General features: G+C 60.9%; 22 protein-coding genes. 9 read left to right on the top strand and 13 right to left on the bottom strand.

Annotation, left to right across the window (positions count from 1 at the left end):
• Positions 1–43 precede the first annotated feature (43 nt).
• Both V8J81_RS04455 and V8J81_RS04450 read left to right on the top strand, forming a co-directional pair.
• Positions 44–2,473, top strand: coding sequence for a GcvT family protein (locus V8J81_RS04455; RefSeq protein WP_368474544.1), 2,430 nt, complete (start codon positions 44–46; stop codon positions 2,471–2,473).
• Positions 2,474–2,539: 66 nt separating this feature from the next.
• Positions 2,540–3,541, top strand: a complete 1,002-nt coding sequence (locus V8J81_RS04450; protein ID WP_368474543.1) for a GT-B fold glycosyltransferase domain-containing protein — start codon at positions 2,540–2,542, stop codon at positions 3,539–3,541.
• Here the strand turns inward: V8J81_RS04450 and V8J81_RS04445 are convergent.
• The 3 genes from V8J81_RS04445 to V8J81_RS04435 form a co-directional block, all read right to left on the bottom strand.
• A complete protein-coding gene (locus V8J81_RS04445; RefSeq protein ID WP_368474542.1) occupies positions 3,538–4,074 on the bottom strand; it encodes a hypothetical protein in 537 nt (178 codons plus the stop codon). The two genes, V8J81_RS04450 and V8J81_RS04445, sit on opposite strands and share 4 nt — an antisense overlap.
• Positions 4,075–5,340, bottom strand: coding sequence for an ATP-dependent Clp protease ATP-binding subunit ClpX (gene clpX / locus V8J81_RS04440; protein WP_368474541.1), 1,266 nt, complete (start codon positions 5,338–5,340; stop codon positions 4,075–4,077). It lies immediately after the preceding gene.
• A gap of 153 nt (positions 5,341–5,493) precedes the next feature.
• Entirely contained in the window at positions 5,494–6,114 is a 621-nt protein-coding gene (locus V8J81_RS04435) for an ATP-dependent Clp protease proteolytic subunit (protein ID WP_368474540.1), read from the bottom strand.
• Positions 6,115–6,245: 131 nt separating this feature from the next.
• Here V8J81_RS04435 and V8J81_RS04430 point away from each other — a divergent pair, with 131 nt between their 5' ends.
• Positions 6,246–7,445, top strand: coding sequence for an FAD-binding domain-containing protein (locus tag V8J81_RS04430; RefSeq protein WP_368474539.1), 1,200 nt, complete (start codon positions 6,246–6,248; stop codon positions 7,443–7,445).
• A gap of 97 nt (positions 7,446–7,542) precedes the next feature.
• Here the strand turns inward: V8J81_RS04430 and V8J81_RS04425 are convergent, their stop codons facing one another.
• The 4 genes from V8J81_RS04425 to V8J81_RS04410 are packed head-to-tail and all read right to left on the bottom strand — an operon-like array spanning position 7,543 to position 11,098.
• Positions 7,543–7,953, bottom strand: a complete 411-nt coding sequence (locus V8J81_RS04425) for a PaaI family thioesterase (protein ID WP_368474538.1) — start codon at positions 7,951–7,953, stop codon at positions 7,543–7,545.
• A complete protein-coding gene (locus tag V8J81_RS04420) occupies positions 7,950–8,957 on the bottom strand; it encodes a phosphotransferase family protein (protein WP_368474537.1) in 1,008 nt (335 codons plus the stop codon). Before V8J81_RS04420 ends, V8J81_RS04425 begins: the two co-directional genes overlap by 4 nt.
• Positions 8,954–10,189 (bottom strand): acyl-CoA dehydrogenase family protein, encoded by a 1,236-nt coding sequence (locus tag V8J81_RS04415; RefSeq protein ID WP_368474536.1) that lies wholly within the window; start codon positions 10,187–10,189, stop codon positions 8,954–8,956. The genes V8J81_RS04420 and V8J81_RS04415 overlap by 4 nt, the downstream gene beginning before the upstream one ends.
• Complete coding sequence (locus V8J81_RS04410) at positions 10,190–11,098, bottom strand: NAD(P)H-dependent flavin oxidoreductase (RefSeq protein ID WP_368477597.1); 909 nt, start codon at positions 11,096–11,098, stop codon at positions 10,190–10,192.
• Positions 11,099–11,284: 186 nt separating this feature from the next.
• Between V8J81_RS04410 and V8J81_RS04405 the strand changes: the two genes are divergently transcribed.
• The gene (locus tag V8J81_RS04405; RefSeq protein WP_368474535.1) at positions 11,285–12,499 is read left to right on the top strand and encodes an acyl-CoA dehydrogenase; all 1,215 of its coding nucleotides are present in this window, start codon (positions 11,285–11,287) and stop codon (positions 12,497–12,499) included.
• Between the two features lie 78 nt (positions 12,500–12,577).
• Positions 12,578–12,964 (top strand): SpoIIAA family protein, encoded by a 387-nt coding sequence (locus tag V8J81_RS04400; RefSeq protein ID WP_368474534.1) that lies wholly within the window; start codon positions 12,578–12,580, stop codon positions 12,962–12,964.
• On the opposite strand, the gene V8J81_RS04395 is transcribed toward V8J81_RS04400, so the two are convergent.
• Positions 12,961–13,320, bottom strand: a complete 360-nt coding sequence (locus V8J81_RS04395; RefSeq protein WP_368474533.1) for a hypothetical protein — start codon at positions 13,318–13,320, stop codon at positions 12,961–12,963. The two genes, V8J81_RS04400 and V8J81_RS04395, sit on opposite strands and share 4 nt — an antisense overlap.
• Positions 13,321–13,468: 148 nt before the next feature.
• Between V8J81_RS04395 and xth the strand changes: the two genes are divergently transcribed.
• Entirely contained in the window at positions 13,469–14,251 is a 783-nt protein-coding gene (gene xth / locus V8J81_RS04390; RefSeq protein WP_368474532.1) for an exodeoxyribonuclease III, read from the top strand.
• 60 nt (positions 14,252–14,311) lie between these two features.
• Here the strand turns inward: xth and V8J81_RS04385 are convergent, their stop codons facing one another.
• From V8J81_RS04385 to V8J81_RS04375, 3 genes are read right to left on the bottom strand one after another with little or no spacing between them, the layout of a single operon-like run.
• On the bottom strand, positions 14,312–15,193 hold the full coding sequence (locus tag V8J81_RS04385; RefSeq protein ID WP_368474531.1) for an MBL fold metallo-hydrolase: 882 nt from the start codon (positions 15,191–15,193) through the stop codon (positions 14,312–14,314).
• 10 nt (positions 15,194–15,203) lie between these two features.
• Positions 15,204–15,635 carry a DUF6691 family protein gene (locus V8J81_RS04380; protein WP_368474530.1) on the bottom strand — a complete coding sequence of 144 codons (432 nt, stop codon included), beginning with the start codon at positions 15,633–15,635 and terminating at the stop codon, positions 15,204–15,206.
• Between the two features lie 3 nt (positions 15,636–15,638).
• Positions 15,639–16,070 (bottom strand): YeeE/YedE family protein, encoded by a 432-nt coding sequence (locus V8J81_RS04375; RefSeq protein ID WP_368474529.1) that lies wholly within the window; start codon positions 16,068–16,070, stop codon positions 15,639–15,641.
• A 142-nt stretch (positions 16,071–16,212) separates the two neighbouring features.
• Here V8J81_RS04375 and V8J81_RS04370 point away from each other — a divergent pair, with 142 nt between their 5' ends.
• The 3 genes from V8J81_RS04370 to V8J81_RS04360 all read left to right on the top strand — a co-directional run bounded on the left by V8J81_RS04370 (position 16,213) and on the right by V8J81_RS04360 (position 20,796).
• On the top strand, positions 16,213–17,802 hold the full coding sequence (locus tag V8J81_RS04370) for an ABC transporter substrate-binding protein (RefSeq protein WP_368474528.1): 1,590 nt from the start codon (positions 16,213–16,215) through the stop codon (positions 17,800–17,802).
• Between the two features lie 168 nt (positions 17,803–17,970).
• A complete protein-coding gene (locus V8J81_RS04365) occupies positions 17,971–20,082 on the top strand; it encodes a DEAD/DEAH box helicase (RefSeq protein ID WP_368474527.1) in 2,112 nt (703 codons plus the stop codon).
• Between the two features lie 279 nt (positions 20,083–20,361).
• On the top strand, positions 20,362–20,796 hold the full coding sequence (locus V8J81_RS04360; protein ID WP_368474526.1) for a universal stress protein: 435 nt from the start codon (positions 20,362–20,364) through the stop codon (positions 20,794–20,796).
• Here V8J81_RS04360 and V8J81_RS04355 read toward each other — a convergent pair.
• Together V8J81_RS04355 and pnuC are read right to left on the bottom strand one after the other, a co-directional pair.
• Complete coding sequence (locus V8J81_RS04355; RefSeq protein WP_368474525.1) at positions 20,744–21,769, bottom strand: AAA family ATPase; 1,026 nt, start codon at positions 21,767–21,769, stop codon at positions 20,744–20,746. The two genes, V8J81_RS04360 and V8J81_RS04355, sit on opposite strands and share 53 nt — an antisense overlap.
• Positions 21,766–22,359 carry a nicotinamide riboside transporter PnuC gene (gene pnuC, locus V8J81_RS04350; protein WP_368474524.1) on the bottom strand — a complete coding sequence of 198 codons (594 nt, stop codon included), beginning with the start codon at positions 22,357–22,359 and terminating at the stop codon, positions 21,766–21,768. Before pnuC ends, V8J81_RS04355 begins: the two co-directional genes overlap by 4 nt.
• Between the last annotated feature and the right edge of the window lie 133 nt (positions 22,360–22,492).

The raw sequence follows: 22,492 nt of genomic DNA, 5'->3' as shown, positions 1-22,492 counted from the left end.
GCCATCGCACGCTTTCCGCACTGGATCGGAAAGGACTGAAACCATGCGAACCCACGCCCAAGCCGTTGTCATCGGAGGCGGCGTAGTCGGCTGCTCGATCCTTTATCATCTGGCAAAGGCAGGCTGGACCGATGTTGTCCTCTTGGAACGGGATGAGTTGACGTCCGGCTCCACCTGGCATGCGGCGGCCAACATCCATGGGCTGCACGACAGCACGAATATCTCGCGACTCCAGCACTATACCATGAACCTTTACAAGGAGTTGGAGAAGGAAACCGGGCAAAGCTGTGGGGTGTTTCAGCCGGGCTCGCTGTACTTGGCGCAGTCTGAGGACCGTGAGCATCAGCTTCGCCTGCAAGAGGCCAAGGCGCGCCGCTATGGAATGAACTTCCACGAGGTCAGCCGGGATGAGGCCGAGCGTCTGCATCCGCTGGTCGACTACGATGGCATTCGCTGCATCATGTTCGAACCCGACGGCGGTAACGTAGACCCGTCTGGTGTCACCAACGCCTATGCGCTGGGTGCACGACAGCGCGGGGCGGAGATTGTCCGCTTCTGTCCCGTCACCGGAACCGAGGCACAGCCAGACGGTACATGGATTGTCCGCACAGAGAAGGGCGACATCCGCACCCCTTGGGTGGTGAACGCCGCGGGCCTGTGGGGACGTGAAGTCGCTGCCATGGCCGGGATCGAACTGCCTCTCATCCCCACCGAGCACCAATATTTCGTCACCGAGACTATCGCCGAAATCGCGTCGATGGATCGGCGCCTGCCATCCGTCGCCGACCGGGACGGAGAATACTATCTCCGGCAAGAGGGTCAGGGCCTGCTGGTCGGTGCATATGAGCGCGACATGCGGTTCTGGGCAGAAGACGGCACACCGCAGGGCTTTGGGCACGAGCTGTTTGCCGACGATCTGGAGCGCATCGAAGACAACATGATGCGCGCCATTGACCGCGTGCCGGTGGTCGGCACTGCAGGCATCAAGCGTGTCATCAACGGCCCTATGATCTGGTCGCCGGACTCATCGGCCTTGTTCGGCCCCGTGCCGGAGCTGACGGGCTATTTCTGCTGCAATGGGATCATCCCGGGCTTTTCCCAGAACGGAGGCCTTGGCAAACTGGCCGCCGAATGGATGGTCGAAGGCGAACCATCGCTCGATTTGTTCGGCTGGGACCTCGCGCGGTACGGCCACTGGGCCGGCAAAGCCTTCACCAAAGCCCGTGTCGAAGACCAATATGCCCACCGCTTCAAAATCCATTTCCCCGGCGAAGAGCGCGAAGCCGGTCGCCCCGTTCGCACCCGCCCCGCCTACCGGATCCAGGCCGATATGGGCGCGAAATTCGGCTTGAACTACGGCTGGGAACATCCTGCTTTCTTTGATGAAAACGTGGAGGACAGCGCCGGTTTCGCCCGTCAGCCGTGGTGGGATGTTGTGGGTCGCGAAGCCCGGATGTTGCGCGACATGGCCGGTATCATCGACATTTCAAACTTCGCGAAATACCGCGTGAACGGCGCAGGCGCCGAGGATTGGCTGAACGCGCTGTTACCGAACAAGATGCCAAAGACGGTGGGCCGGTCCTGCCTTACGCCGCTGATCGGTAAACGTGGCGGCGTGGCAGGAGATTTCACGGTTACACGTACGGCAGACGATGAGTTCTGGATCCTCGGCGGCGGAGCAGCGGAGCGGTTCCACCAACGGTTCTTCAAGGCGATCCCCCTGCCCGATGGCACTATATTCGAGAGCCTGACGGAGGCCACCTGCGGCTTCAACGTCGCAGGACCGCAATCGCGCGCCCTCCTGTCGCGCCTGACAAACGCCGACCTATCGAATGAGGCCTTTCCGTTCTTTCGCTCGCAACGCATCACCGTTGCCGGCGTCGACTGCCTAGCGATCCGCGTGTCCTTCACCGGCGATCTGGGGTGGGAGTTGCACTGTGCGGAGGTCGATCAAGTTGCCCTTTACACCGCCCTTCTGGACGCAGGGAAAGGCGTAGGTGCAGGCCCCGTCGGAAGCCGCGCGCTGATGTCGTTGCGGCTTGAGAAAGGCTATGGCTCCTGGGGACGCGACTACTCGCCCGAATACTGGCCACAGGAAAGCGGGTTGGATGGCCTGATCAAAGCCGACAAGGAATTCCTGAACAAAGACAGCTGGATAAAGATCAAAGACAACGTTCCGCGCGAAACGATGGTGCTGCTCTCAATCGACGCAAAGACAGCGGACGCGAGTGGCGGAGAGCCGATCTTTCTGCCCGATGGCACGCCCATTGGTCAGGTGTCATCCGGGGCATACGGATACAGCGCGAACCAGTCGCTTGCACTGGCCTACATCAAGGCCGAAAGTGCTGCGCCCGGCGATACGCTTCACGTCGCCATTCTGGGCCAACCGCACGAGGCGCGGATTCTGCCAGAAGCGCCATTTGATCCCTCTGGCCATCGTTTACGGGACGTCGCGCCCGCTTTGGCCGAGTAAACCCATTGGAACGCTGCCCGCGATACCGCTATAGTCGGGAAAAATAACGAGCAGCGGACGAGCCAAATGGCGAAAAAGCCAAAGACGCCCCCATTCAATGTCATGATCGTTGGTCAGAACGGCCGGCTTCAGTATGAGGCAGCGTTGTTCGCCGCATCGTTCCGCGCAGCCAATGCCAAGTTTCCGGGCCGTCTTTTTGTCGCTGAACCGGAACCCAACGAGCGCTGGTCAAAAGACCCACGCATGGGCGACAACAGCGTTCGCGCATTGCTCGAAGAACTGGGGGCCGAGATTATCTCGTTCGAGAACAAGTACTTCGGCGAATATTATCCGTATGGAAACAAGATCGAAGCGCTCAGCGCGCTGCCAAAGGGCGCGCCGTTCGTGTTCTTTGATACTGACACTTTGGTCATGGACGATCTAACGAAAGTGCCCTTCGACTTCGACAAACCATCCGCCAGCCTGCGGGTCGAAGGGACATGGCCCAAGATCGAACTCTATGGGCCGGGCTACACACAGACCTGGAAGTCGCTATACGACAAATTCGGCCTCGATTTCGAAAGCTCGCTCGACACAAGTCAGCCTGAGGAATACTGGCGCCGTTACCTCTACTTCAACGCAGGCTTCTTCTACTACAAATGCCCGCACGCCTTCGGTCAGCGCTTCACAGAATACGCGACGACGATCCGTGACAATGGCCCTGAAGAGATCGTGTGCCAGGTCCTTGATCCGTGGCTGGATCAGGTCGCCCTGCCCCTAGTGATCCATTCGCTCGGAGGGGGGCGTGACGCGTTGGAGCGTGGCTGGCTCGATGGTCAAACCACCTGCCATTATCGCGTTTTGCCGCTTCTCTATGCCCGAGAAGAACAGCGCGTTGTCGATGTGCTGGAAGAGGTCTCGGCCCCTAACAAGATAAAGAAGGTGCTCAAGAATTACGATCCGATGAAGCGGATGATCTACCAAGGCAAAGGCCAGAAAGCCCGCGCGCTGTTTGATCGCGCCAACCTGCCGCGGCGGGAACAGGCGATCCGCAACACGCTCAAGCGCGAGAAGCTCTGGCTGCGTTAATCTCCGTAGCGGATGCGTGCCGCTATGCGCTGTGGGGCAGAATAGATGTGAACGGTTTCCCCGACCGAGCCGATAATGTGCCATGACCCGCCTTCCGTCAGGGCGTACGCCAGTCGGGTGTTCAATACATCGTCGAAATAGCGCGCGCAGAACGCAACGGCATCTCGGGTCCGGTCCGCCAATGGCGGCATGGGCGTTTCCAGCCAGGACCCTCCGTAGCGCAGAAACCACGCCTCTGCATCGGAGGTTGGTGGTTCCGAAGACGCATCTTCGGGCAATGAAACAACCGCATAAGTGCAATCCCATGCCTCTGCCCCACGCCTATGCCAGGCCCTGCTCGCAAGAACCGCATCGTAATCCAGCACGCCGGCGAAGACCTGATCTGCGTAGACCGGATCATCGCGCGCGCGACGCTCGTCAGGCAGGTGAATGGCCAGATACCAATAGACGCCATAGAAAAGACCACCCAGTAGGATCAGGGTGGCCGGTATCTTAATAAGCGCCTCGAAGGTGTCGGACAGCGGCCCGCGCATTTACCCCGCGCTCGCCGGTTCTTCCTTGGCCTTGTCGGAATAAACCATCATTGGCTGGGTGTCTGAGGTGACGGCATCATCGTTAACGACAACCTCTTCCACACCTTCCGCACCGGGCAGATCGAACATCGTGTCCAGCAGGATATCTTCCATGATCGACCGAAGGCCGCGTGCGCCCGTCTTGCGCTCGATGGCGCGTTTGGCAATCGCGCTCAACGCATCATCGGTGAAGGTCAGCTGAACGTCTTCCAGCTCGAACAAGCGCTGGTATTGCTTGACCAGAGCGTTCTTCGGCTGAGTCAGGATCGTGACAAGCGCATCTTCGTCCAGATCTTCCAGCGTCGCAATGACCGGCAAGCGGCCCACGAATTCCGGGATCAGGCCGAACTTCAGCAGATCCTCAGGCTCAAGGTCCTTGAAGTACTCGCCGACCGATTTGCTTTCCGGGTCACGTACGTCGGCACCAAAACCCATGGCCGAGCCCTTGCCGCGCTGCGCGATGATCTTATCGAGACCCGCGAATGCGCCGCCGCAGATGAACAGAATGTTCGTCGTATCGACTTGCAGGAATTCCTGCTGCGGATGCTTGCGCCCACCCTGCGGCGGAACGGAGGCCACGGTGCCTTCCATGATCTTCAACAGCGCCTGCTGCACACCCTCACCCGACACATCGCGGGTGATCGACGGGTTGTCCGACTTGCGTGTGATCTTGTCGACCTCGTCGATATAAACGATGCCGCGCTGCGCGCGATCGACGTTGTATTCCGAGGCCTGCAACAGCTTGAGGATGATGTTTTCAACATCCTCACCCACATATCCCGCTTCGGTCAGCGTGGTGGCGTCGGCCATCGTGAATGGCACGTCCAGAATGCGCGCCAGCGTTTGGGCCAGCAGCGTTTTGCCGCAGCCGGTCGGGCCGATCAGCAGGATGTTTGATTTCGCCAGCTCGATCTCGGATTTGCCGGAATGGTTCAGGCGCTTGTAGTGGTTGTGCACGGCAACCGACAGAACACGTTTCGCGTGCGCCTGCCCGATGACGTAGTCGTCCAACACGCCACAAATCTCTTTCGGCGATGGCACACCGTCTTCAGATTTCAGACCCGCGGATTTCGTTTCTTCGCGGATGATGTCCATGCACAATTCAACGCATTCATCGCAGATGAATACGGTCGGGCCGGCAATCAATTTGCGGACCTCGTGCTGGCTTTTTCCACAGAACGAACAGTACAGCGTGTTCTTGGAGTCGTTACCGGAATTACTTGCCATCTCGTCTACCTTGTGCGGTCCGTCGGGGGCAGAATGGCCCCCTCAGGTTCGGTGCTGGACCCGAGTTTGCGCCAGCCTAGAACAGCGCTGCCCGGGCCACAATCGCAAATTCCGGAACAATCACGCCCCGTTTGTCACGGGTGCGCGAGGGCCTCAGCCTTCGTCAGATGACCGGTTTTCAACGATCTCGTCGATATGACCCCATGCCTTTGCTTCTTCCGGCGACATGAAGTTGTCACGCTCCAACGCCTCAAAGATATCTTCTGACTTCTGACCGGTGTGTTTTTCGTAAATACCGATCAATTTATCTTTGATCTTCTGCGTTTCTTGCGCGTGGATCATGATGTCGGTCGCCTGGCCCTGGTAACCGCCGGAAGGTTGGTGGACCATGATCCGGCTGTTGGGCAGGCTGAAACGCATGTCTTTTGCGCCACCGACCGACAGGATCGAGCCCATCGACGCCGCCTGACCGACCACCAGCGTCGACACGGCCGGTTTGATGTATTGCATCGTGTCGTAGATCGACAGGCCGGACGTCACCACGCCGCCGGGCGAGTTGATATACATGCTAATTTCCTTGGACGGATTTTCCGCCTCAAGGTGCAAAAGCTGCGCCACAATCAGATGGCTCATGCCGTCATGGATCGGGCCGTTGACGAAAATGATACGTTCTTTCAGCAGACGGCTGAAAATATCATAGGCGCGTTCGCCGCGGCTGGTCTGTTCCACGACCATGGGAACAAGGTTGTTATACGTCTCAATGGGATCTTGCATCGCGCCTGCCTCTCGAATTCATCGCGGTACGGTCCTTGAGTCTTATGTCTGCCCATGGGGGCCTGCAAGGGCAGGTCCCGTCGAATTCGTCTCGGTTGATTATCCCGGCCTTAGGAATATGTCGCCTCGGCATGAGTGAACTGTTCCCACCAAAGCGCCTTGAGGCGTTGTCCCGCCTGTCTGCCTTCGTGCCCAAATCGGGTCGCGACTACGCGGCGGGCCGCAATTACGACCTTCCAGATCAGGGCCATCCCCATGTCAGCCAATTATCGCCCTACCTGCGACACCGACTGCTGACCGAGGAAGAAGTCTGTGAAGCGGTGCTGGGACGGTATTCACTCAGCACTGCTGAGAAGTTCATTCAGGAGGTCTGCTGGCGCACATACTGGAAAGGCTGGTTGGAAATGCGTCCAAGCGTCTGGGCGGATTATGCGAATTTCGTCAGTGGGTTGGAACACGACCCCAAAATCATCTCAGCCGAAGCGGGCGAGACAGAGATCGAGGCATTCAATGCCTGGGCGCTGGAACTGGTCGAAACGGGATATCTCCACAACCACGCCCGGATGTGGTTCGCCTCCATCTGGATTTTCACGCTTGGTCTGCCGTGGCAGGCGGGCGCGGATTTCTTCATGCGGCATTTGCTGGACGGCGATCCGGCTTCCAACACGCTGAGCTGGCGCTGGGTGGCGGGACTACAAACGCCCGGCAAGCATTACATCGCCCGGTCCTCGAACATTTCGAAATACACGGAAGGCCGTCACAACCCCGAATGGCGCCTCAATACGCAGGCCGAGCCACTCTCCGGTCCGCCCCACCCCGAACGCCGCCCCCTGCGCCCGTCCGGCGAGGTGCAGGCCGGTCTGCGCACCGGCCTCCTCCTGCACGAAGATGACTTGGCGCCAGGCTTTTTGCTGGACGCGGTAACCGACCCGACCGTTGGGGCGGCTGCACTTCTGTCACCTGATCGTCGGTCGCCCGGACCGGTCAGCGAAAAGGTCAGCCATTTCGTGACCCAGGCCACCGAAGACGCGATGACCCGGTGGCAAGATCGTCTAGGACCAAGGGGCCCCGTCACCGCGTCGGCAGAGCAGATTGTCGATTGGGCGCGGGCAGAAGGTTTGGAGCAGGTGGTCGCCCCCTACGCCCCGGTCGGCCCTGCCGCTTCGAGCTTGCGGTCCCTGCGCAAGCAGCTGGACGGTGCGGGGATAACACTGGTGGAGATCTGCCGCGACTGGGACATCGCCGCCTGGCCCCACGCAACCCACGGGTTTTTTCGGTTCAAGAAGGCGATCCCCGATCTCGTCTCGAACCTTGCCCGCAAGGCGGCATGAAGGCCTACAAAATCACGCCTGTTCAGAGGGTTTTGGCGCACAACTCACCTACGCCACCTCCTCTTCCGACACCCGGTTGAGACCTGGCCGACGCCACCTACCCCTTGCGATAGCGAAAGACGCCGGTTCCTGTGGCGATCAATTCGCCCGTTTCCTCGCGCACCTCGCCCTCCGCGAAGAATGTCGACCGTCCGCCGCCCGTCATGCGCGCCGTGGCGATCAGCCGTGTGCATGCCTCTGAGGGCCGGGACAGGTAGTTGACGTTGAGCGAAAGCGTCAGCGCCATCTGCTTGGCGTCCGGATCACCGGTAAAGCAGCCGGCATATCCCATCGCCGTGTCCAGTAGCGTGGCGTGGACACCGCCATGGGGCAAACCTTGTCTATTCTCCAAATGCGTCAACATCGGCTGTTCGACTGTTGCTTCCCCCTCGGACCAAGACATCAAGCGATAGCCCAAATGTCGCTGGAGCGGATAGGATCGCTCTTTCAATTCCGGCGGCACACTCATCCCAACGCCTCCAAACCCGCTTCCGCATAAAGCGGCACAAATGCCCCCAACCGCAGCCCCCGCTCGGGGTCAGACGCGTTGCCGTCCAACGCCCGTTTCGCCACGCCTTGCAGGATTGCGCCCATGCGGAAGAAGCAAAAGGCGACGTAAAACCCGAAATCCCTGATCCCTTTGATCCCCATCCGCTCGCAATAGGCGGCAATGAATTCTTCATCGGAAACAAGTCCTTGCGCCGCGCGGTCCACACCGCGCAGGCCACGCCCCTGTTCGCCGGGCGGCATCTGCCATTGCATGATGACCGCGGCCAGATCCGCAAACGGATGCCCCAGGGTCGAGAGTTCCCAATCCAGAACTGCCCGCACATCCGGGGTTCGGGCGTCAAACATCAGATTGTCGATCCGGTAGTCGCCATGCACCAACGTCACCCGCCCATCGTCGTCCGGGCAGGCCGCATCCAGCGCCGCGATCAGCGCGTCCATCGCCTTGATGCTGTAGGTCTCGCTGGCCCGGTATTGCCCCGTCCAACGGTCGATCTGACGGCGAAAATAATTGCCGCTTGGTCCGTAATCCGCCAACCCGGCGGCTTCAAGATCGACGCTATGAATAGCTGCAAGAACGCGCCCCATCTCATTGATAAAGCGCGCCCTTTCGGACTTATCCACATCGCCCAGGCGCGGGTCGTCGAACACGCGCCCGTCCACCCGTTCCATCACGTAGAAGGCCGAGCCAATAACCGCGTCGTCCTCGCAGAGCGTGTAGACCTGTGCCACCGGCACGTCCGTGCCCGCCAACGCCTTCTGTACGCGGAATTCCCGGTCCACTGCATGGGCCGATTTCAGAAGCTTTCCCGGTGGCTTGCGACGCAGGACAACCGCCCGGTCCACGCCCTCGATCAAATAGGTCGGGTTCGACTGCCCACCGGAAAATTTCGTTGCCTCAAAAGGGCCGTACAGCCCGAGGTTCAGGTTCAGCCATGGCCCCAACCGCGCAAGATCGAGGCTCATGGCGCATCGTTCGAATATTTGCGCAACTCCGCCCGCGCAACCTGCCGCCGGTGCACCGCGTCGGGGCCATCCGCCAACCGCAACGTGCGCAAGTCGCAGTAAAGGCGCGCCAAGGGCGTGTCCTGGCTCAACCCCGTGGCCCCGAACATCTGCATCGCCTCATCCACGACCTTCAACGCCATCAAAGGCGCCACAACCTTAACCTTGGAAATCCATGGCTGCGCCGCCCGCACGCCCGCATGGTCCATCATCCACGCCGCTTTCAGGCACAGAAGACGGCACATCTCGATCTCCATCCGGGCATTGGCGATGATGTCGTAATTCGCACCCAGATCGACCAATCGCTTGCCGAACGCCTCGCGTGACAGGCCGCGTTTCACCATCAATTCAAGGGCATATTCCGCCCGCCCGATGGCGCGCATGCAATGATGGATGCGCCCCGGCCCCAGCCGCCCTTGCGCCACTTCGAACCCTCGTCCTTCGCCCAGAACCACCGCATCGGCCGGCACGCGGACGTCGGTGAAGCGGATATGCATATGCCCGTGCGGCGCGTCATCGTGGCCGAACACCTCCATCGGGCGCAGTTTCTCGATCCCTGCGCTGTCCGCCGGCACCAAAAGCATCGTATGGCGCGCATGTTTCGGACCGTCGGGATCCGTGCAGGCCATGACGATATAAAGAGAACAGCGCGGATCCCCTGCCCCGGTTGCCCAGTATTTCTCGCCGTTTAGGACGTAATCTTCACCCTGCTTTTCGCATTTAAGCGAAATTTGCGTGGCGTCGGATGAGGCCACCTGCGGCTCTGTCATCAAGTACGCCGACCGGGTTTGCCCCTCCATCAGATCCGGCAACCACCGGGCCCGTTGCGCCTGCGTGCCGTAGCGCTCCAGCACCTCCATATTGCCCGTATCGGGCGCGTTGCAGTTGAAGATTTCCGGCGCAATCGACACCGCGCCCATCTCTTCGGCCAGATAGGCGTATTCAACCGTCGAAAGCCCGAAGCCCTTCTCGCTATCGGTCAGCCAGAAGTTCCAAAGCCCCTCCGCGCGCGCCTTTTCCTTCAACGACGCAAGGATTTCCACCTGCCGGTCCGTCATGGCGAACCGGTCGCCCGAGGGGTGTTTGCCCACCTCCGCGTGGTATTCCGCATCCAGCGGCGCAATCTCGTCACGCACCATGCGCCGGACCGCTTCCACCAGCGGTTTCACCCGTTCTGAAACACCCAAATCCATCTATAATGCCTCCCGTGCGGCCAGATATTCGCGCTCCAACCGGTCTACCAGTGTGCCAACCAGCTCCACAGATTTCACCGCGCCAATCCCTTGGCCCGAGCCCCAGATTTGGCTCCAGGCTTTCGGTTTCGCCGAGCCACCGCCAAAGTTCATCGACGTGGCATCGGCACTGGGCAAGGCGTCCGGGTCCATCCCCGCCGCCGCAATCGACGGCTTGAGGTAATTTCCCGAAACCCCTGTAAACAAAGAAGATGTCACGATGTCTTCCGCCCCGCCATCGACGATCATCTGCTTGTAATCCGTGACCGCATTGGCCTCTTCCGTCGCGATGAAGGGCGAGCCGATATAGGCCAGATCGGCCCCCATGGCGCGGGCGGCCAGAACCGCGCCACCGGTGGCAATCGATCCGCTCAGTAAGAGTGGCCCGTCGAACCATTCCCGGATTTCCTGTACCAGTGCAAAGGGCGATTGTGGCCCGGCATGGCCCCCTGCCCCTGCCGCCACGGCGATTAAACCGTCCGCGCCTTTGGCGATCGCCTTCTTGGCAAAGGTGTTGTTTATGACGTCGTGCAACGCGATCCCGCCACACGAATGCGCGGCCTCGTTCACCTCGACCCTCGCGCCAAGCGATGTGATCCAGATCGGTACCTTCCACTTCGCGCAAATCTCCAGGTCCCGCTCCAGCCGCGTATTGGACCGGTGCACGATTTGATTGACCGCATAGGGGGCCGCTGGCGTGTCGGGGTTTGCTTGGTTCCAGGCGTCGAGTGTTTCGGTGATCCGCTGCAGCCAGGCCTCCAGCATCACGGGCTCTCCGTCGGCTTCGCGGGCATTCAAAGCGGGAAACGACCCCACGATTCCCGCGCAGCATTGCGCAATCACCAACTCCGGCCCGGACACGATGAACATTGGGCTGCCCACTACCGGCAGACGCAAACCGCTCAAAACCTTGGGTAATTCTCTGCCAGCCACGACCGCCTCCCTCTGGGTGGCAAACGCTAGCCCGGCCAAGGGGGCGCGGCAAGGCACCACCCTTGCCAATCGCACGCCCCAGCCCCAGACTCCCGTCCACAGAGACACGAGGAGAGACACCAGATGCCCGACGGTCAAACGCGCCACACCGGACCTTCGCTTGCCCCGTTCGATTGGGCCGACCCGTTCCATCTGCACGCACAGCTGGCCGAAGACGAGCGCATGGTCGCGGAAAGTGCTGCGACCTTCGCGGCCGAAAAGCTGTTGCCGCGTGTAACCGACGCCTATCTCGACGAACATGTCACGCCGGAAGTCTTCGCCGAGATGGGCGAAATGGGCCTCTTGGGCACCACCATTCCCGAGGAATATGGCGGTCTTGGTGCGGGCTATGTTACCTATGGCCTCGTCGCGCGCGAGGTGGAACGGGTCGACAGTGGTTATCGCTCCATGATGTCGGTGCAATCGTCTCTCGTGATGTATCCCATCCACGCCTATGGGTCCGAGGAACAGCGCCAGAAATACCTGCCTGGCCTCGCCGCGGGCACGCTCATCGGCTGTTTCGGCCTGACGGAACCCGACGCGGGCTCCGACCCCGCCGGCATGAAGACCACCGCGAAAAGGACCGACGGCGGCTATGTCCTCAATGGCGCCAAGATGTGGATCTCCAATGCCCCCATTGCCGATGTGTTTGTAGTCTGGGCCAAGTCCGAGGCGCATGGCGGCAAGATCCGTGGCTTCATCCTCGAAAAAGGTATGAAAGGTCTCTCCGCCCCCAAAATCGGCGGCAAACTCTCGCTGCGCGCCTCTGTCACCGGCGAGATCGTCATGGAGAATGTCGAGGTCGGAGAAGAAGCACTGCTACCCGGTGTCGAAGGGCTCAAAGGCCCCTTCGGCTGCCTCAACCGTGCCCGCTACGGCATCGCCTGGGGTACCATGGGCGCGGCCGAAGACTGCTGGCACCGCTCCCGTCAATACGGCCTCGACCGCACGCAGTTCGGTCGTCCTCTGGCCCAGACCCAGCTGTTCCAGAAGAAGCTCGCCGATATGCAAACCGAGATCACCCTCGGCCTGCAAGCCGCCCTGCGCGTCGGTCGTCTGATGGATGATGGCGCCGCCGCCCCTGAGATGATCAGCCTGATCAAACGCAACAATTGCGGCAAGGCGCTCGACATCGCGCGGGCCGCCCGCGACATGCATGGCGGCAACGGGATCATGGCCGAATACCACGTCATGCGCCACGCGCAGAACCTTGAGACGGTCAATACCTACGAAGGCACCCATGACGTGCACGCCCTGATCCTGGGCCGGGCGCAAACCGGGCTTCAGGCATTCTTCTGATCGCCATTTGACCCGCATCAAGGCAACGGATCTGCAGACCTGCTACCCTTATCTTCAATCATAAGAGGAGGAAAGCAGATGTCAGACCCGAAATTCGAAGTCACCCGCGAAGGCCCCAACAGCCTGCGCATCGCTATCGCCGGACAGATCGACGCGGCCCTGATGGAAGTTGCCCTGCAACAGATGTCGACCGAGATGGAGGGCATGGCCCATGGCGATGTCCTGATGATCGACGAAGGCGCGGAATGGCCGACCCTTGGCGCCATCGGGGTGGAACTGCGCCACTGGCCGCAGATGATGGCCATGCTCCATCAACTCGACCGTGCCGCATTGGTCAGCCATAACCAGTTCTTCCGCAACGCAGCTGCCTTGGAATCCGCCCTGATCCCCGGTTACGAAATCCGGAGCTTCAACACCGAAGCAAGCGCACGAGAATGGCTCAGCACAGCGCCTGAGGCCGCTTAACGCGCGTCCGACGCGGTCGTTTGCGGGGAAGTCGCCCCAACAGGTGCGCCCACAGGTGCCGTCGGCGCAGACGCAACAGCGTCACCTTCCGAAATCTTCTCGGCCGCCGTCACTTTCGCCGCCGCCTCTGCCGCTTCCGCGTCGGGCGCGGGCAAGGCAAGCGCTTCGTCCGCAAATTGCTCGGGCTCTTCCAAATCAATTTGGCCGGTCGCCGGATCGAAGGTGATTTTCGGCTTGATCGGCAGCGTCTCAATCAAGGCGTTGAGGTCCGTGGTCAGCCGCTTGAACTGCTCCCGATCCGATTCCGGCACAGCTTCTTCCGCAACTTTCTTTCCACCAAACAGGAACTTGAACATCTCTTACCTCGTCATTGATCGTTTCCACCTGCCTACCTGATGCGGCAGTGCAGCAAAACCCAGATGGGGCGGGGAATATTGATCGGCAAGGCCCCGCTTGGCATTGCCCGGCCAAGCAGGCACAAAGGCCCCAAACCGGGAGGGGCCCATGAAGATCGCAACCTTCAACATCAATGGCGTAAAGGCGCGCATCGGCGCGCTCACCGATTGGCTAGATGAGGCGCAGCCGGATGTAGCCCTGCTGCAAGAGATCAAATCGGTGGACGAGGGCTTCCCCCGCGAGATGTTTGAGGACAAGGGCTACAACGTCGAAACCCATGGGCAAAAGGGCTTCAATGGTGTGGCCATCCTATCCAAACTTCCCCTCGAAGATGTTTCGCGCGGTCTGCCCGGCGACGATAGCGACGAACAGGCCCGCTGGATCGAGGCCACCGTCATGGGGGACACCCATGCCGTCCGCCTCTGCGGCCTTTATTTGCCCAACGGAAATCCCGTCCCCGGCCCGAAATACGACTATAAGCTGACATGGATGGATCGGCTCCACGCCCATGCAGCCGACATGATGACCCAGGAAATCCCCTTCGTCATGGCAGGTGACTACAACATCATCCCTCAGGATGAAGATGCCGCCCGCCCTGAAGTCTGGCAGGAAGATGCTCTTGCCCGCCCCGAAAGCCGCGCCGCCTTTCGCCGCCTGCTCAGCCTTGGGCTGACCGAAGCCTTCCGCGCGCGAAATCAGGCACCGGGCATGTATTCCTTTTGGGACTATCAAGCCGGGGCGTGGGACCGGAACGATGGGATCCGCATCGATCACCACCTGCTCTCGCCTGAGGCCGCTGACCTGCTGCAGGATTGCTGGATCGAAAAGGACGTTCGGGGGCGCGAAAAGCCCTCCGATCACGTTCCGGTTTGGATTGATCTGGCCGCGTGACACGGCCTACGGGATGGTGGGAGGGGCGAAGGCGTCAGCCGAGCGTCTCCCGGACATCCCTCACAATCCGTTCAGCGGAACCTTCAGAACCGGGCGGCCTTCACCATCCGTCGGAATATCGCCTGCGCGCATATTCACCTGTAGCGACGGGATAATCAGCTTGGGCATCGCCAGCGTCGCATCCCGCTCTTCTCTCACCCGGATGAACTCTTCTCGCGACGTGCCACCCGCGAGGTGGATGTTGCGCTCACGCTCCTCAGCCACCGTCGTTTCCCAGGCAATCGCACGTCCGCCTGGCCCGTAATCGTGGCAAATGAACAGTCGCATCGCATCGGGCATGCTGAGGACTTTCTGAATGGAATCATACAATTCCCCCGCATCGCCGCCCGGGAAATCGCAGCGGGCGGAACCTCCATCCGGCATGAACAACGTGTCGCCGACAAACGCCGCATCACCCGCCACGTGCACCATGCACGCGGGCGTGTGGCCGGGCGTGGCCATGGCGAAACAGGTCATCGCGCCCACTTCGTAGGTATCACCGTCCTTGAACAGCGCATCGAATTGCGAGCCGTCGCGTTGAAATTCGGTGCCCTCATTGAAGACCTTGCCAAAGACCTCCTGCACCTCGGTGATCTTCTCACCGATGCCGATCTTGCCGCCCAGTTTCTCCTGCAAATAGGGCGCAGCCGAAAGGTGATCGGCGTGGACATGGGTCTCGATCAGCCATTCAACCTGCAACCCGTTCTCTTGCACGAAGGCGATGATCTCATCGGCGCTGTCATAGCTGATCCGTCCCGCCGCGTAGTCGATGTCGAGGACCGTATCGATCACAGCGCAGGCCGGGCCGTCAGGCTCCTGCACGACGTAAGAAATGGTGTTCGTCGCCTCGTCGAAAAACCCCGTCACCTTGGGATGCACTTTCATATCATCCGGATAACCCATCTCACCCTCCTCAAGCAGATGCACGCCGCGCCAGCAGGCCCGGACCCAACCTCGCCACAAGAATACCCGCAATCAGCGCGCCCGTGAACAGCCACACCGACGCATCGAACGCACCGAGGACCGGCAGGGCGCCACCGGGGCAGAACCCGGCAATGCCCCAGCCTACACCGAAGGTGGTCGCGCCGAGGATCAATCGCCGGTCCACCTTTTTCGCAATCGGCAGGTGGAAGCTCGAATCAAACAACGGCCGTTCGCGCGGGACGGCGACGCGATAACCCACCAGTGTGACCGCCAGCGCGCCGCCCATCACAAAGATCAGGCTCGGGTCCCATGTGCCTGCGATATCGAAGAAATTCACGACTTTGGCCGGGTTTCCCATGCCGGAGATCACAATGCCAAGGCCGAACAGCGCGCCGATAGGGAAGATCAAAACCAACCGCATGACCTACACCCCTACCACGTGCCGGACGACGTAAACCGTCGCAAAACACGCCACCATGAACACGCCGGTCGCCACGATCGACCGGACCGAGAAGCGCGCGATCCCGCAAACGCCATGCCCGCTGGTGCAGCCGCCACCAAAGGTTACGCCAATGCCCACCAGAAAACCGCCGACCAACAACATCGGCGTGCTGACCGGCACCGTGATCTCAGGCCAGCCGCCCGTCGCCAGCAGGTAAAGCGCAGGTGCCGTCACCATCCCCGCAATCATCACCCAGCGCCACGCGCCATCGTCCCGCGATGTGGGCAGCAAAGCCCCGGCCAGAATGCCCGTCGCTCCCATCACGCGGCCCGCCACAACCATTAACAGCACCGCCGCCAATCCGATCATCGCACCGCCCGCTAGCGACGCCCAAGGCGTAAAGTCCGTTTCCATAACATGTCCCCTATTGTCCCAACCCCGATGTAATCACCCACCCATGGCCCGCCAAGCCCGCTGGACATTTCGAAATCCGCCAATACTCTCCTGCCCATCAGCAACGACTGACCCCGACACGGGGACCAACCGGGAGAAGACAATGACAAAACGTATCGCCGCCTTTGGCGCGGCCCTTCTGGCCACAACTGCCCTCACGGCCACAACGCTCAACGCCGAAACGCTTCGGTGGGCACGCGCCGCCGAAGCCCTCACGCTTGATCCGCATTCGCAGAACGAGGGTCCGACCACGACCCTCATGCACCAGATCTATGAGCCGCTTGTCCTCAACGACATGACCGGCGCGATGGTGCCGACGCTTGCCACTTCGTGGGAGCCGTCTGCCGACAACCCCAATGTCTGGGTCTTCCAGATCCGTGAAGGCGTGACCTTCCATGGCGGGGAGACGTTTGATGCTTCCGACGTGGTGTTCAGCCTCAACCGTGCCATGCAGGAAACCTCGAACTTCAAGGAACTCCTCTCGGGCGTCGTCGAGGTGCGGGCCACCGGTGACTACACCGTTGAGATCGAAACCGATGGCCCCAACCCGCTTTTGCCCAACAACCTGACCAACATCATGATGATGGATGAGGGCTGGACGACCGAGAATGGCTCAGAAAACGTGCAAGACTATGCGGGCGGCGAAGACACTTTCGCGGCGCGCAACGTCAATGGCACAGGGCCTTTCGTACTGGAAAGCCGTACGCCCGACACCGAAACCGTGCTCAACCGCAATGAAGGCTATTGGGGCGCGGATGAATATCCGATGGACATCACCCAGATCGTCTTCACGCCGATCCAGAACCCCGCAACGCGCTTGGCCGCATTCCTCGGTGGTGAGGTCGACTTCATCCAGGATGTTCCGGTGCAGGACCTTGAGCGTGTGGAAGCCGCCGATGGCATCGGCCTTCTGTCTGGCCCGCAGAACCGGGTGATCTTCTTCGGAATGAACGTGGGCGACGACGACCTGACGCTGGATGATGTCGAAGGGGAAAACCCGCTGGCGAACCCGCTGGTCCGCCAAGCGATGAACATCGCCATCAACCGCGAAGCAATCCAGCAAATCGTGATGCGCGGCCAATCGGCACCTGCCGGTGTGCTTTCGCCCCCGCCGGTCAATGGATGGACGGCTGAACTGGACGAATACCCCGCCTATGATATCGAGGCCGCACAGGCCCTTATGGCTGAGGCCGGCTATCCTGATGGCTTCACCATTCAGCTCGACTGCCCCAACGACCGCTACGTCAATGACGAGGCGATCTGTCAGGCCGCCGTGGGCATGTTCGCGCAGCTTGGTATCACCGTGAACCTCTCGGCCCTGCCCCGTGCGCAGCACTTCCCGCTGATCGCTAATCTGGAGACAGACTTCTACCTGCTCGGCTGGGGCGTCCCGACCTATGACGCGGAGTATATCTTCAACTTCCTCTATCACGGTCGCGCCGAAGGCCGCGGTTCGTGGAACGGCACGCGTTTCGACAACCCTGAGATGAACGAGATGATCGTCTCACTGTCGTCCGAGACGGACCTTGAGGCGCGCAATGGCACCATTGCCGATCTCTTCGCCATGGCCGAGGAAGAGCTGATCTATCTGCCGATCCACAATCAGGTGCTGAACTGGGGCATCTCGGATGCCTGGTCCTCGCTGGTGGATGCCGACGATCAGGTTTTGTTCAAGTATTTCGAACTGAACTGATCCCGTTAAATCTCAGCTAACAGGAAGGCCCGGCGACGCAATTCGCCGGGCCTTTTCTTTGCTCGACCCCGTCTGCGCCGCGTCAAAGTCCGCAGCGATACACGACGCGGGCTATACACCGCCTGCAAAACCCACTAGGGCCACGGCTTCCCTGGCATCTGGTGACCCATGCAAGACTTCTCGGGCGTTCCGAAGACGTTATCGACAGCGCTGAAAAACAAAGGCTACGAAAGCCTTACCCCTGTGCAGGAGGCGGTCTCTGACCCCGATCTGGCGGGCATCGACCTACTTGTCTCCGCCCAAACCGGCTCTGGCAAAACCGTGGGCTTCGGGCTGGCAATGGCGGGTGACATTCTAGACGGCGACGGACGCTTCGGCCCGGCAGCCACACCGCAGGCGCTGGTCATCACCCCCACCCGCGAACTGGCTATGCAGGTGCGCCAGGAATTCGACTGGCTGTTTGCCGAGGCCGGGATCGTGACCGCATCGGCCGTGGGCGGCATGGACGCGCGCACGGAACGCCGCGCGCTCGAACGCGGTGCCCATGTCGTTGTCGCCACCCCCGGGCGGCTGCGCGACCACGCCATGCGTGGCATCATCGACCTGTCCGATCTGCGAACTGTCGTGCTCGATGAAGCCGATGAGATGCTGGATATGGGCTTTGCCGAGGATCTTGAATTCATCCTCAACCAAACGTCGGAAGACCGCCGCACGTTGCTGTTTTCGGCCACGGTTCCCAATGGCATCACCAAACTGGCGCAAACCCATCAGAAGGAAAACGCCAAGCGCCTCAAGATCGGCAGCGCCGATGCGCAGCACGCTGACATTGCCTACAGCGCGCTGGAGGTAGCCCCGTCCGACATCGAAAAGGCCATCATCAACCTGCTGCGCTTTCACGAGGCGCAAACCGCCATCGTCTTCGCCAACACACGCTCGATGGTTGCACGACTGGCCGCGAAGTTTTCCAACCGCGGCTTCTCCGTCGTCTCACTGTCGGGTGAGCTTAGTCAGGCTGAGCGCACGAATGCCCTGCAAGCGCTGCGCGATGGGCGCGCGCGGGTCTGCGTGGCCACGGACGTCGCCGCGCGCGGCATCGACCTGCCTGGGTTGGAGCTGGTGATCCATGCCGACCTTCCGTCCAATTCGGAGTCGCTCCTGCACCGCTCGGGCCGCACAGGCCGCGCCGGGCGTAAGGGTACGTCCGTCCTGATCGTCCCGGGTCGGCAACGCGCCAAGGCACAACGCCTGCTGAAAGGCGGCAAGCTGGAGGCCACATGGGGCACGCCTCCCTCCCCCGAGGATGTGCGCGCACGTGATGAGGAACGCATGTTGGCGGACCCGTCCTGGAGCGATGCGCCAAGCGGCGAAGAACGCGCCTTTGCCGAGAAACTGCTCAACCTCCACTCCGCCGAACAGATCGCCGCCGCCTACCTGCGCCTGTACCGCGAGCGTCACTCAGCCCCTGAACTGCTCAGCAAGGTCCCCGCCCCAGGTGAGCGCCCCGCGCGCAAGGGTCGTGAACATGCCGACTTCGGGCCAAGCACGTGGTTCTCGCTCTCTTTGGGTCGCAAACACCGGGCAGAACCGCGTTGGCTGTTGCCCATGCTCTGCCGCAACACCGGCCTGTCGAAAGATGCCATCGGGGCCATTCGCGTGCAGTTTCAGGAAACTTTCGTTGAGATAGCCAATGATGCTGTCCCCGCCATGCTGCAGGAATTGGGCCGCGGCATGGAGATGGAGCAAGGCGCGAAGCTGACCCAATTGCCGGGTCTGCCCGATTTCAACGCGTCGCCCAAGGGACCACCCGCCGCCGCCCATGCGCCCGAGCCGCCCAAGCCGGATCGCAAGCCGCGCACCAACAAACCGGCAAAACCAGCGCCAAAATCCAGCGCCCCCGAGCCCAGTGAGCAGCCCCCGAAAAAGCGCCACAAAACCAAGGGCAAGCCCGCGGCGCACGCAGCGGCAGAGACCGACGTGGCCGAGAAGGCGCGTCACGGGAAAGGCCCAAAGGGCAAACCGGATCAAGGCAAGCCTAATCAGGGCAAGCCGAAGTCCGGCCAACCCAAACGCGACGGAGCCAAGGGTAAACCGCGAGCGGCTGCGGGCGAAAAGACGCCCCACAAGCACGGCAAGGGCGCTACCAATCCCGGCGAGCCCCTGGGCGTTCGCAAACCGCGTCAAAATTCGAAGAACAAGGGTTCAAAACCGGCAACTGGAAAGCCACGCAGGGCCCATAGCGGCGACGCGAAGCCGTTCCGCAAACCGTCCAAACGCAATTGAGCCGTCGGGGAGTATGCGCCCGGTTCACCCCGGCGCAACTTACCTTTCACCGTGTCGGGGACAGCAAAAATCCGACTAAAACACTTCTACAATTATAGAAATATAATATCTCCTAACCTATTGATTTCATTAAGTCCGGGCTCTCAAATTGCCGCGTTGCACGCGTGAGCAACCTTGCACAGTCACGCGCGGCTTGATCCACCTCAAGGCGCGCCCCTCACCCATCTGCCAAACTTATAGGCGCAGCTCATTGCGCGGACAGACTGGAGAGGACACCCCATGTTCAAGACCATTATTGCGCCCGTCGACGGCTCCGACCCGGCCAAACACGCGCTTTCAACGGCGTGCGAATTGGCCAAGACCTTCGACGCCGAACTGCACTTGGTCCACACGCCGCAGATCGACACAACTATGGTCGCCGTAGGTTATTCCGTCGTGGAATTGCCCCTAACCGCTGAAAAGATCGAAGAGGCTGGGAAAGCGGTGATGGACAGCGCGTTGGCGCAAGCGACTGAGGCTGGCGTCACACCCGCCAGCACCCACGTTCTGGCAGGCGATCCAACCGAGACGATTCTGAAAATAGCAAAACTCAACGACGCGGACCTTATCGTCATGGGCCGTCGTGGGCTTGGGTCCGTGGCCAGCCTGTTTCTGGGGTCAGTCAGTCAGAAGGTCGGCCATGGCGCGGAATGTTCGGTGCTGACCGTGCACTAAGCGCGTCGAACTCGGCATGGACGGCTGCGGCTCTGTCGGGGCCTTCCACCGCTACCCAATCCGCATCAAACGCGTCTAACCAATGCGCTAGCTTTTGGGTGAACCAGGCGCGGCGCTCCGGATCCGGAAAATGCCGGGTCCCGTCATCTATCCACGGCAAATCATGGCCCAAAAGCACGTAACGCTTGCCGCAGCTCGCCGCTCGGGCACAGGCCACCAACTGATCCGGGGCCTCGCCTGTTAGGGCCTCGGCCCAGACGAGCGTCTGCACTTCATCGGTGTCTTCTACGATTAACGGCCCACTCCGCTCCGCCATACAGCTCGCAAGCGCATTGTGCCCGGCCATGATCGCCTCAAAATCCGATGCAATCCATGCCTGCCCATGCCGATACAGCGCATCGTAATCCCGGCCGTATTCTGGGATTGGCACCGTACCTGTACGGGCGGCCAAGTCCTCAGAGAGCGTTGTTTTCCCGGTGCTCTCCGCCCCCAGCATGGTCAAACGTTTCTGGTAGAGCGGCCGAACGGGGCCGGGCACATAGGACCAATGGGCAGCCGGATCGCTGCGGATGGCCGTGCCTGACACCGGGACCACGCGGCGGTCGGGATCAACCGGAAAAGCCCGTGCGCCAACCTCCTGCGCGAGGCGATGGATGTAGGTATCCGAGCCGAAGACCCAGTCGATCGGCTCCGGATGATGTTCGGCGATGGCCGCGCGCCAGATCGGCCAGAAGTCGGGGTGATCTTCGGGCGCTTGCGGTATGTCGCGGTGCATGTGGATCACGCGAAACCCGCGCTCCGGCAGACAGCTGCGCATCAGATCAGCCCGCAGATACCCGTCGATAGCTTCTGCATCATGGCTGCAAACCAGAACCGTCATCACGTCCACCCGAGCACGCCCGACTTGCGCGCACAGCAGGTGGCCCGCATGGGGCGGCATGAATTTCCCCAAAAGGAAACCGTGTACCGTCATGCCTGCAAGGCCGCGGCCCGCCGCCACTGGATCAGGCCGGTAATCGCGAGGCCAAGGAAAACAACGTAAAGTGCCGCCGTGGGCTCCAACCCCCGTGTGTAGAAAAGGCCAATGGCCAGTACATCGACTGCAATCCAAAGGTACCAGCTTTGCAGGTGCCGCCGGGACAGCAAGAACTGCGCCGTCACACTGAGAGCCGCCACGGCTGCGTCCCAATACGGTGCTGCCGCGTCCGTGTAAGTCGACATCAAACTTGCCACGATGACCCAGACTACAGCTGTTGCGGCAAGATAGCCTGCGAACACACCGGCAGACAGTGGCGCGACGCTGATCCGCCCATCTGAGGCGCGTCCGTTAAGCCAGTAGTAGAGTCCATAGATCTGGATCACGAAGAAATAGACCTGTAGCAACGCATCGCTGTAGAGGCGATATTCCCAGAAAATGAAGAAGTAGAGCGTCACCACTGCAAAACCGAACGGATAGTTCCAGATCGAGCGTCGAATGATGAGGCTGACATTCAGGATCCCGCACGCCACGGCGATCCATTCAACCGGCCGGCTACCGACCATGCCCCAGAAAAACTCCAACATCTGCCTGCCTCGAACTGCTTTACCTCTTTGGTGGCGTTATCGCAGGACCGCGGCGGGGCACACAAGATGCCACCTCACGGCTTCGTGACATCTCCCCCCCTCGTGCTAAAGTCCGGGATGGGCCACCCTTCGG

Source organism: Gymnodinialimonas sp. 202GB13-11 (assembly GCF_040932485.1).
GTDB classification, from domain to species: Bacteria; Pseudomonadota; Alphaproteobacteria; order Rhodobacterales; family Rhodobacteraceae; genus Gymnodinialimonas; species Gymnodinialimonas hymeniacidonis.
Note: the sequence above shows the minus strand (reverse complement) of the source record. Positions and strands in the feature narration are given on the sequence as shown.